This is a genomic window from Actinomadura atramentaria DSM 43919 (assembly GCF_000381885.1).
Lineage (GTDB): Bacteria > Actinomycetota > Actinomycetes > Streptosporangiales > Streptosporangiaceae > Spirillospora > Spirillospora atramentaria.
In genome coordinates, this window is record NZ_KB907226.1 from 108,594 (window position 1) to 118,316 (window position 9,723).

The 9,723-nt window shown below is 74.8% G+C and carries 10 protein-coding genes and 1 pseudogene; 6 read left to right on the forward strand and 5 right to left on the reverse strand.

From position 1 onward, the window contains the following. Nucleotides 1–3: 3 nt before the first annotated feature. The 4 genes from G339_RS0130625 to G339_RS0130640 form a co-directional block, all read right to left on the reverse strand. Nucleotides 4–1,254 carry an LLM class flavin-dependent oxidoreductase gene (locus G339_RS0130625; protein WP_019634888.1) on the reverse strand — a complete coding sequence of 417 codons (1,251 nt, stop codon included), beginning with the start codon at nucleotides 1,252–1,254 and terminating at the stop codon, nucleotides 4–6. Nucleotides 1,255–1,259: 5 nt separating this feature from the next. Continuing rightward, on the reverse strand, nucleotides 1,260–2,078 hold the full coding sequence (locus tag G339_RS0130630; protein WP_026341924.1) for an alpha/beta fold hydrolase: 819 nt from the start codon (nucleotides 2,076–2,078) through the stop codon (nucleotides 1,260–1,262). Nucleotides 2,079–2,220: 142 nt separating this feature from the next. Next, a complete protein-coding gene (locus tag G339_RS0130635; protein ID WP_019634890.1) occupies nucleotides 2,221–2,736 on the reverse strand; it encodes a DUF4870 domain-containing protein in 516 nt (171 codons plus the stop codon). Nucleotides 2,737–2,796: 60 nt separating this feature from the next. Beyond that, nucleotides 2,797–3,891: a zinc-binding dehydrogenase gene (locus G339_RS0130640; RefSeq protein ID WP_026341925.1), complete on the reverse strand. Its 1,095-nt coding sequence runs from the start codon at nucleotides 3,889–3,891 to the stop codon at nucleotides 2,797–2,799. A gap of 161 nt (nucleotides 3,892–4,052) precedes the next feature. Between G339_RS0130640 and G339_RS0130645 the strand changes: the two genes are divergently transcribed. From G339_RS0130645 to G339_RS35905, 6 genes are all read left to right on the forward strand, one after another. Next, complete coding sequence (locus G339_RS0130645) at nucleotides 4,053–5,174, forward strand: acyl-CoA dehydrogenase family protein (protein WP_019634892.1); 1,122 nt, start codon at nucleotides 4,053–4,055, stop codon at nucleotides 5,172–5,174. Next, entirely contained in the window at nucleotides 5,171–6,124 is a 954-nt protein-coding gene (locus tag G339_RS0130650) for an acyl-CoA dehydrogenase family protein (protein WP_019634893.1), read from the forward strand. Before G339_RS0130645 ends, G339_RS0130650 begins: the two co-directional genes overlap by 4 nt. Continuing rightward, entirely contained in the window at nucleotides 6,121–6,957 is an 837-nt protein-coding gene (locus G339_RS0130655; protein ID WP_019634894.1) for a TIGR03619 family F420-dependent LLM class oxidoreductase, read from the forward strand. The genes G339_RS0130650 and G339_RS0130655 overlap by 4 nt, the downstream gene beginning before the upstream one ends. 107 nt (nucleotides 6,958–7,064) lie before the next feature. Continuing rightward, complete coding sequence (locus tag G339_RS39200; protein ID WP_019634895.1) at nucleotides 7,065–7,544, forward strand: hypothetical protein; 480 nt, start codon at nucleotides 7,065–7,067, stop codon at nucleotides 7,542–7,544. A gap of 64 nt (nucleotides 7,545–7,608) precedes the next feature. Then, nucleotides 7,609–8,169, forward strand: coding sequence for a hypothetical protein (locus G339_RS0130665; RefSeq protein WP_157408111.1), 561 nt, complete (start codon nucleotides 7,609–7,611; stop codon nucleotides 8,167–8,169). After that, on the forward strand, nucleotides 8,166–9,155 hold the full coding sequence (locus G339_RS35905; protein ID WP_019634897.1) for a PrsW family glutamic-type intramembrane protease: 990 nt from the start codon (nucleotides 8,166–8,168) through the stop codon (nucleotides 9,153–9,155). The genes G339_RS0130665 and G339_RS35905 overlap by 4 nt, the downstream gene beginning before the upstream one ends. Before the next feature lie 106 nt (nucleotides 9,156–9,261). Here the strand turns inward: G339_RS35905 and G339_RS39595 are convergent. Further along, nucleotides 9,262–9,723: pseudogene (locus G339_RS39595) on the reverse strand (hypothetical protein); the annotation flags it as partial.

Here is a 9,723-nt window from a genome sequence, read left to right on the forward strand (position 1 = left end):
GCGTCAGTCCCGGAACTCGGGGATGACCTCGGTGGCGAACATCTCCAGGTTGCGCTTCACCGTGTCGAGCGGCAGCACGCCCTGCTGGCCCTGCATGAACAGGCCGAACCACTCCAGGTCGGGCATCCGGTCGAGCATCCGCTGGATGCCGCGCTTGACGTCGTCGGGGGTGCCGAGCAGCGCCATCTCGACCTCGTTCATGCGCTTGAAGTCGCCCTTCTCGGGCGAGATCGGCTTGTGCCGGTCGTCCTCCTTCTTGCGCAGGACCTCCAGGTAGCCGAACGGGCCGAAGAACGACGCGAAGTCCTTCTGCATGCCCTTGCCGTACGTCTGGATGGCCTCCTCGCGGGTGTCGGCCATTCCGACGATCTTGAGGATGCCGGTGTGCTCGCCGAGCTTGTAGTCCTTGCCCTGGCGGGCGCATTCCTCCTGGTAGAGCTTCGCCTTGGCGGCGTGGTCGTCGGGGTTCGGGGTGAACATCCACGGCAGGATGCCCTCCTGCGCGGCGCGGATGACCGACCGGTCGGAGACGGTGAACGGCTGCCACAGCTCCGGGTGCGGGTTCTGGTACGGCTTCGGGCAGACCGACACGGACTGGATGACGCCGTTCTCGTCGATCTCGCCGGGCGCGCCGAACGTCTTCGTCCACTCCTGCGCGGGCCAGCCCTCGATGCCGCTGTAGGGGTTCGGGACCTCGTAGTCCAGGACGTCGCTCTTGTAGCGCAGCGAGTCGTTCGCCCACGCCAGCTTCATGATCTTCAGGATCTCGCCGAAGACGTCGAAGTTGCGGTTGTCGGACGCCGACCCGTCCGACCGCGCGGCGGCCGCGTTCCACCGCTGCCCGAGGACGTTCGCCCAGCGCGCCTGGTAGCCGCGCGCGACGCCGAGCCGCAGCCGCCCCTTGGAGAAGTGGTCGAGCAGCGCGACGTCCTCGGCGGCGCGGATCGGGTCCCAGGCGGGCAGGACGAGCCCGAGCGGCGCGAGCAGGATGCGCTCGGTGCGGGCCGCGAGGTCGGTGAGGAACATCAGCGGGTTCACCGAGAACTCGAAGCCCTCGGAGTGGAAGTGGTGCTCGGTCATCATGAGCGCGTCGAAGCCGACCCGGTCGGCGTGGACGGCGATCTCGCGGACCTCGTCGAGCAGCTTCTGGTACGACTCGACGTCGCGGCCGATGGGCCGCCGCGCCTTGGCGTTCTCCTCGGCGGCCCAGCCCGACCCGGGGATCTGCGGGTTGAGGAAGATCGAGAACTTCACGGGGTCTACTCCTTGTCGAGTGCGTCGAGCCACGCGGTGACGGTCTGCAGGAACTCCTCCGGCCGCTCGGCGTGCAGCCGGTGCCCGCCGCCGGGGACGAGGACGGATCGGGACGCGGGATGGCCGGGCAGGTCGCGCTCCCAGGCGGCGGAGCCCGCCTGCGCCTGCGACCACAGGGACAGGACGGGCACGGCGCGCCGCGCGAGGTAGGCCGCGCTGGCGGGCCGCACGCCGAACGCGTCCGGCCCCTCGTACAGCCCGGCGAACGCCTGCGCGAGCGCGGCGGGGGCGGTGGCGAGGATCTTGCGGCGGTGCCACTCGCGCAGCCACGCGGGGGAGTCGGGGGTGTAGCACCACGCGTCGTTGGCGAGCGCGGTGGCGTACGGGTCGGGGCCGCGCAGCCCCGCGAACATCGCGGGGAAGTGGGCGGCGACCGACGTCGGCTGGCCGTAGGCGGGGTCGACGCAGACGAGCGCGCGGACGCGGTCCGGGTGCTCGACGGCCAGGACGCTGCCGACCATCGTGCCGAGGGAGTGGCCGATCACGTCGGCGCGCGCGACGCCGAGCCGGTCCAGGAGCCGGAGCAGGTCGGCGGCGAGGTCCTGCGGGCGGTAGCCGGTCGGCGGGGCCGAGGAGTGGCCGTGGCCGCGCAGGTCGGGGGCGACGACGCGGCGGGCGCGGTTCAGCTCCGGGACGTGGAACGACCAGTCGGCCGAGTCGGCGGCGAACCCGTGGACGAGCAGCAGCGGCGGCCCGGTCGGCGCTGCGCGCGGCGCGTCGTCGGTGAAGAACAGGCGCGCGTCGCCCAGGTCGGCGAACGGCATCGGCATCCCCCTTCCGGCGACGTGACCGAACAAGCGCACGCTACATCAATTGGCGCAAGCCGAGCAATCGCTTGGTTGGAGAAATCCGAGCCGGATTCGGGCGCCCCGCGCCCTCCCGCCGGGGGAGGGCGCGGGACGGCCGTCAGCGGACCATGCGGAAGCAGACGACCGTGGGCAGCCGGTACAGCTCGCCCTTGGCGGAGCGCACCGTCGCGAGGATCAGGAAGACGTACTGCGCTATCGCGTGGAAGAAGAAGATCGGGATGATCGGGATGAGGAACACCGGCGTGTCCGCGAGGATCGCGATCGGCACCAGCACCAGGAGCGGCGCGAACATCTGGATCATCACGGTGAGCTGGTAGTTCAGCGCCTGCGCCGCGTGGAACCGGACGAACGCCGAGTCCGAGCGCTTGGCGAAGTAGATGACGAGCGGCACGAGGATGCCCGCGAACAGCGTCCCCATGTAGATCCCGACGGCCCAGTTGGTGTCCTGCGGGTTCGTCGGGGCGCCCTGCCGGTAGCCGCCCGGCGGGACGCCCGGCGGACCGTAGCCGTAGCGCGGGTCGTAGCCGTAGGCGTGGCCCCCCGGTGCTCCGTAGGGGTAGCCGTGGGGTGGGGGCCGCGAGTCGTCGTCGGGCGGCGGGGGCGCGTCCTGCACGGGGGTTCCTTCCGATTTCGGTGGTTCATAGTAGGACGCGCGTCCTGCCGCTCCGGTTTCTCAGAAGACCAGCACCGAGCGGGCCACCCCGCCCTCCTTCACGTGCCGCACCGCGTCGTTGACGGCGTCGAGGGGGAGGCGTTCGCTGACCAGGGCGTCGAGGCGCAGGCGGCCCGCGCGGTGCAGCGCGGCCAGCAGCGGCAGGTCGCGGGCCGGGTTGGCGTCGCCGCCCTGGGTGCCCATGAGGCGGCGCGAGCCGAACAGCAGGCCCGGCGGGATCTGGACGGCCGCGTCGGCGGCGGGGCTGCCGACCATGACCGTCGTGCCGCCGGGGCGCGTCGCGGCGAACGCGGCGGCCAGGACGCCCGGGACGCCGGTGACGTCGAAGGCGTAGTCGGCGCCGCCGCGCACGATCGCGCCGACGCGGTCGGCGAGGTCGTCGGCGGCGATCGTGTGGGTGGCCCCGAACTCGCGGGCGAGGCGCAGCTTGGACTCCGCGATGTCAGCGGCGATGATCGTCGTCGCCCCGGCGAGGACCGCGCCCTGGACGACGTTCAGCCCGACCCCGCCGCAGCCGACCACCAGCACGCTGGCGCCCGGCTCGACGCGCGCGGTGTTCAGCACCGCGCCGACCCCGGTCACGACGGCGCACGCGGTGAGCGCGAGCAGGTCCAGCGGGTCGTCCTTCCCGACCTTGACGCACATCGCCTCGCCCACGACGGCCTTCTCGGCGAACGAGCCGATGCCGATGTAGGGGCGGACGACCTCGCCGCCCGCGCGCAGCCGGGTCGTCCCGTCGGCGGTCAGGCCCATGATCGCCGCCATCCGGGCGCGGCCGCCGCACAGGTGGACGCGGCCGCGCACGCACTCGCGGCACTTCCCGCACGGCCCGTTCATCGCGACGACGACGGCGTCGCCCGGCCGGACGGACGCGACGCCGGGGCCGACCGCCTCGACCGTCCCGGCGCTCTCGTGCCCGAGGACGCACGGCAGATGCGTGACGACGGGGCTCGTGCCCGCGATGGCCTTGAGGTCGGACCCGCAGACGCCCGAGGCGGCGACGCGCACCAGGACCTCACCGGGGCCGGGCGGCGCGACGGTGACCTCGGCGAGGTCGAGGGGCGCGCCGAACTTCCGCAGCAGCGCCGCCCGCATGGTCGTGGTCTCGCTCGTCACGTCGTCCGCCCTCCGGGGTCGGGGATCTGGGCGTCACGCTAACAGCAAGCACTTGCTTGGTCGAGCGGGTCTTGCCGCGCGGGCGGTGCGGCGGCTAGCGTACCAAGCGGTCGCTAGGTTGGTCGCCGTCCGGAGGGCACGTGGATCTCACCTTCAGCCCGCAGCACCAGGCGTTCCGCTCCCGCGTCCGGGACTGGCTCGCCGCGCACGTCCCCGCCGAACCGCTCCCCTCGATGGACACCGCCGAGGGCTTCGAGCGGCACCGCGCGTGGGAGCGGACCCTCGCCGCCGACCGGTGGTCGGCCGTGTCCTGGCCGCGGGAGTACGGCGGGCGCGGCGCGGACCTCCTCGAATGGCTGATCTTCGAAGAGGAGTACTGGGCGTCCGGCGCGCCCGGCCGCGTCAGCCAGAACGGGATCTTCCTGCTCGCGCCGACGCTCCTGGCGTACGGCACCGACGAGCAGAAGCGCCGCCACCTCCCGCGCATGGCGCGCGGCGACGACATCTGGGCGCAGGCGTGGTCGGAGCCCGAGGCGGGCAGCGACCTGGCCGCGATCCGCGCCACCGCCGTCCGCGACGGCGACGGCTGGCGGCTCGACGGGCAGAAGACCTGGAGTTCGCGCGCCGCGTTCGCCGACCGGTGCTTCGGCCTGTTCCGCAGCGACCCGGACGCGGAGCGGCACCGCGGCCTCACCTACTTCATGGTGCCGCTCGAGGCGCCGGGCGTCACCGTCCGGCCCATCGCGCAGCTCGACGGCGAGGCCGGCTTCGCGGAGATCTTCTTCGACGGCGTCCGGGTGGGCGACGACGCCGTCCTCGGCGAACCCGGCCAGGGCTGGCGCGTCGCGATGGCCACGACCGGCTCCGAACGCGGCCTGACGCTGCGCAGCCCCGGCCGGTTCATGGCCACCGCCGACCGGCTGCTGGCCCTCGCGCGCGGCAGCGCCGACGCCGCCCTGCGCGACCGGGCCGCCGCCGCGTGGTGCGACGCCGACGCCTACCGGCTGCACACCTTCCGCGCCGCCGCCGACCTCGCCGAGGGGATCGACCCCGGCGCGGCGTCCAGCCTGACCAAGGTGTTCTGGTCCGAGCTGGACCTGCGCATGCACGAACTCGCCCTCGAACTGCTCGGCCCGGACGCGCCCGCCGCCGGGCCGTGGCTCGACGGGTTCCTGTTCGCCCTCGCCGGACCGATCTACGCCGGGACCAACGAGATCCAGCGCAACATCATCGCCGAACGAGTCCTCGGGATGCCGCGATGAGATTCCAGTTCACCGAAGAGCAGAAGCTGTTCGCGGGCGCCGTCCGCGAGGCGCTGGAGAAGACGTGCCCGCCGGAGGCCGTCCGGTCGGGGCCGCGTCCCGGGCCGGGCTGGGCGGCGCTCGCGGACGTCGGGCTGTTCGGCGCGCACGTCGCCGAAGAGTACGGCGGGCTCGGGCTCACGCCCGTCGACACCGTCCTCGCCTACGAGGAGACCGGGTGGTTCGCGGTGCCGGGGCCGGTCGTGGAGACCGGCGTCGTCGCGCCGCTCGTCGTCCCGGCCGACCGGCTCGCGGACCTCGCCGCCGGGCGGCTCGTCGTCAGCGCGCGGCCCGCCGGGGACCGGTTCCTGCCCGACGCCGACCTCGCGGACCTCGTCGCGGCGGGCGGGCGCGTCGCGCCGCGCGGCGCGGTGGCGCTCACCCCGCACCGCTCCGCCGACCCCGCGCGGCCGCTGTTCACCGACGACCTCGACGCCGCCGGGGCGCCCGGCCTCGACCACGCGGCCGTCGCGACCGCCGCGCAGCTCCTCGGCCTCGGCGGGCGGCTGCTCGCGGAGGCCGTCGGGTACGCGGGGGAGCGCCGCCAGTTCGGGACGGCCGTCGGGGCGTTCCAGGCCGTCAAGCACCGGCTCGCGGACGTCGCCGTCGCGCTGGAGTTCGCCGGGCCGCTGGTCCACCGCGCCGCGTACTCGCTCGCGGTCGGCGCGCCGGACGCGGCCCGCGACGCGTCCGCCGCCAAGCTCGCGGCGGGCCGCGCCGCGCACGCCGCCGCGCGCGCCGCGCTCCAGGTCCACGGCGCGATCGGCTACACCGACGAACTCGACCTGCGGCTCTGGCTCACCCGCGTGTTCGCGCTCCGGCCCGCCTGGGGCGACGACGCGCGGCACCGCGCCCGGCTCGCCGGCGCGCTGCTGGACGGCGTTCCGCGCCGACTTCCGGAGGGGCCGTGAAGTTCGGGGTGCCGCTCGGGCTCGTCCATCCGTCGCTCTGGCGCGACCTGGCCGTCCACGCCGACCGGCTCGGCTACGAGTCGGTGTGGCTGCCCGAGCACCTGGTGTTCGCGACGGACCTGTCCACAGCCGCGTATCCGGGTGGCGCGTCGCCGGGGATCGTGCCGGAGACGCCGCTGTTCGACGCGCCCGCGTACCTGTGCGCGCTCGCGGCCGTCACGACCCGCGTCCGGCTCGGGACCGCCGTGTACCTGCACGCGCTCCGGCACCCGTTCATCGCGGCGCGCGCGTTCGCGACGCTCGACGTGGTCTCCGGCGGACGGGCCGTCGCGGGCGTCGGCGCGGGCTGGTACGCGGGGGAGTGGATCGCCGCCGGGATCGACTTCGCCACGCGCGGGCGGCGGCTGGACGAGGCCATCGCCGTCACGCGGCGGCTGTGGACCGAGCCCGCCGTCGCGCACGACGGGGAGTTCTTCGCGTTCCCCGAGGTCGCGTTCGAGCCCAAGCCCGTCCAGGCGCGGCTGCCGATCCTCGCGGGCGGCGAGTCGCCCGCCGCGCTGCGCCGCGCCGCGACGCTCTGCGACGGGTGGATCTCCATGCCGCGCGGGCTGGACGACGTCCGGGCGCCGCTGGACCGGCTCCGCGCGCTGCGGGACGGGCGGGACGGGCCGTTCGAGGTCACCGTCCACGCGGCCGAGGCTCCGGGCCTTGAGGAAGCCGCCGCGTGGGCGGCGCTGGGCGTGGATCGGCTGATCGTCCGGCCGTGGCGGCGCGGACGGGAGGCGCTCGACGGGCTCGCCGCGTTCGCGGAGCTGCACGGGCTGGCGGGCTGACGTCCGGTTCCGGCCGCTTTGTGCGAGTGGCGGGCGGTGCGGCATAAGATCGTCCGCCTGCTCCCACGCCCCAGGGACGCCCGGTCGCCAGCACCGCTAGGAGAACGATGACCGATCACGACCCCGCGTCCTACGCGCCGCCGCCCCCCGGCGGGCAGTACGGGCCGCCGCCGCAGCAGCAGCCGTACGGCCAGCCGCAGCAGCCGCAGTACGGGCAGCCCCAATACGGCCAGCCGCAGGGCCAGCCGCAGTACGGGCAACCGCAGCACGGGCAACCGCAGTACGCGCAGCCCCAGCACGGGCAGCCCTACCCGCCGCAGCAGTACCAGCAGCCGTACCCGCAGCCCGCGTACGGCACCCCGTTCGCGGCGGCCGACGCCGAGCGCCGCCGCCGCGCCGCGACCGGCGCGAAGGTCGGCCTGGCCTGGGGCGGCGTGCTGTTCCTCATCGGCCTGGTCATCACCGTCGTCACCTACGCGAACGCCAGCGCGTCCGGCGGCGTGTACTTCGTCGCGTGGGGCCCGATGGTGTTCGGCGCGATCCGCGTCGTCGTCAGCCTGGTCGCGCTCGGCAAGAACAAGGGGTGACGGGAACCGCGTTTTGGGCCGGGCATGGGCATGAACGGCCGTTCCTCCGGACATCCCAGGACATGTGAACCCACGCGCACGCGGTCTCGTCACGGTGCTCGCCGTCGGTGTCCTCGTCGTCGCGGGGTGGCCGCTGCTGAACTCCCTGCTCGGCCCGGGCACCGACGCGCTGCGCAACGGCGAGCGGCTGACGCTCGGCTCGGGTTCCGGCACGGGTTCCGGCTCGGGCCGCGTCCGCTTCGCGGTCGGGCCGGGCTGGACGCTGCGCAAGTCCGGCAGCGATCCCGCGCAGCGCTACCGCCTCGAACGCCGGACGGTCAAGCTGACGATCGCGCTGGTGACGCCGCCCGCCGGGACGACGCCCGCCCAGCTCTGGGCCGGGCTGCGGAACACGGCGCGGATCGCCGCGCCCGACGCCGTCCTCGGTGAGCCGAGCCCGTACCGGGACGGACTGCGCGGCTCGATCGAGCAGGGCGGCGAGACGGGCGTCGCGACCGTGCTGCCCGGTCCGGGCGACGACCCGTCCGTCGAGACGACCGCGCTCGGCTCGCCGGGCAGCGCGGCCGACCGGGCCGCCGCCGACGACGTCGTGGCGTCGATCCGCTTCGAGGCGGCGGACCGGTGACGGCCCCGGCGATGCCGCTCGCGCCCGTCCGCCGCCTCGACGCGGTGGCGGTCGTCGCGCGGGTCGTGTTCGCGCTGTGCGTCGTCGCGGGCGCGGCCGTGCTGTGGACGCTGTACGCGGGCGCGATCTCGGTGTTCCCGGCCGCGTTCGTGCTCGCCGCGCTGCTGGAGTGCGCGGTCGTGTTCATCGGGTTCGTCCTGCTGCGCCGGTTCCGGCCGATCCACGCGCCGTCGTTCGGGGCGTCGGTCGCGGCGCTGGCGTGGGGCGCGACGGCGGCGAGCGGCGGCGCGGTCATCGCCAACGACGGGCTGCTGTCGGCGTGGTCGAAGATCGGGACGCTCGGGTTCGCGTCGTCGTGGGGCGCGGCGCTGTCCGCCCCGCTGGACGAGGAGGTCCTGAAGGTCGCGGGCGTCGGCCTGCTCGCCCTCGCCGTCCCGGCGCTGGTGTCGGGCCCGGTGGACGGCATGGTGTTCGGCGCGCTGGCGGGCCTCGGGTTCCAGGCCGCCGAGAACGTGATCTACGGCGTGCAGGCGGTGCCGCTCGGCGGCGGCGTCGCGCCGGGCGCGGCGGTCGTGCAGTCGTTCCTCGGCCGGGTGCTCGTCACCGGCCTCGGCTCCCACTGGACGATGACCGCCGTCGCGGGCGCCGGAGTCGGCTACGCGCTGATCGGCCGACGTGCGCCCGCCATCGGACTGATCGTGCTGGCGATGGCGATGCACTGGCTGTTCGACGCGCCGCTCGCGGCGGGCGCCGCCGGGATCGCGGTGAAGGTCGCGCTGGACTTCGTCATCGCGCTGGCGGTGTACCTCGCGGTGCGGCGCGGCTACCGCGCCCACGCCCGCCGCGTCCTGCCGCCGGGCGAGGCCCCGGCCCTGCTCACCCGGAGCGCGCGCCGCCGGGCCCGCGCGGAGACCCCGCGCCCGCTGCGCCCGCGCCTGATGACGTACCAGATCGGCCGCCTGGCGGAGATGGACACCAGGCAGTGACGCCCCGCGGCGGCGAGGCCGCGGGGGTCCGTCGTGCGCAGGCGCGGGCCGGGCCGTCGGCCCAGGACGTCGGCGGCGCTCGGTGGTGGCCCGGTGGGCGCGTGTGTCAGTCGAAGATGTCGGCGGCGCTGTGGGCGGTGACGGCGCGGCGTCGCCAGGTGCGGAGCTGGTCGAGGTCGGTGCAGGTGGTGATGCGTTCGCGTTCGGCGTCGGTGAGGGCGAGCCCGCGGGCGTCGATGTTGTCCAGCGCCGCCTCGACGGCCTGCCGGTGCTCGCCGTCGCGTTCGCCGCGGCCGTAGTGTTCGCGGGCGAAGGGGCTGACGACGAGCCATTCGGTTGAGGTCATGAGTTTCTCCAGGATCTCGCGGGTGGCGGGCCGGACGAGGTCGAAGGCGTGTTCATAGTATCGCGCTGCGTTATCCGCGGTGTGGGAGAACGTGGCGCGGTACCAGGCTTCGATGACGTCGGGGTCGTCGGGGTGGGTGAGGAGGGTGAGGAGGCCGAGTTCGGGGTTGGCGGCGATGGCGGCCGGGTCGGTGAGGGCGGGGATCTGCGCGGGGCCGAGGCT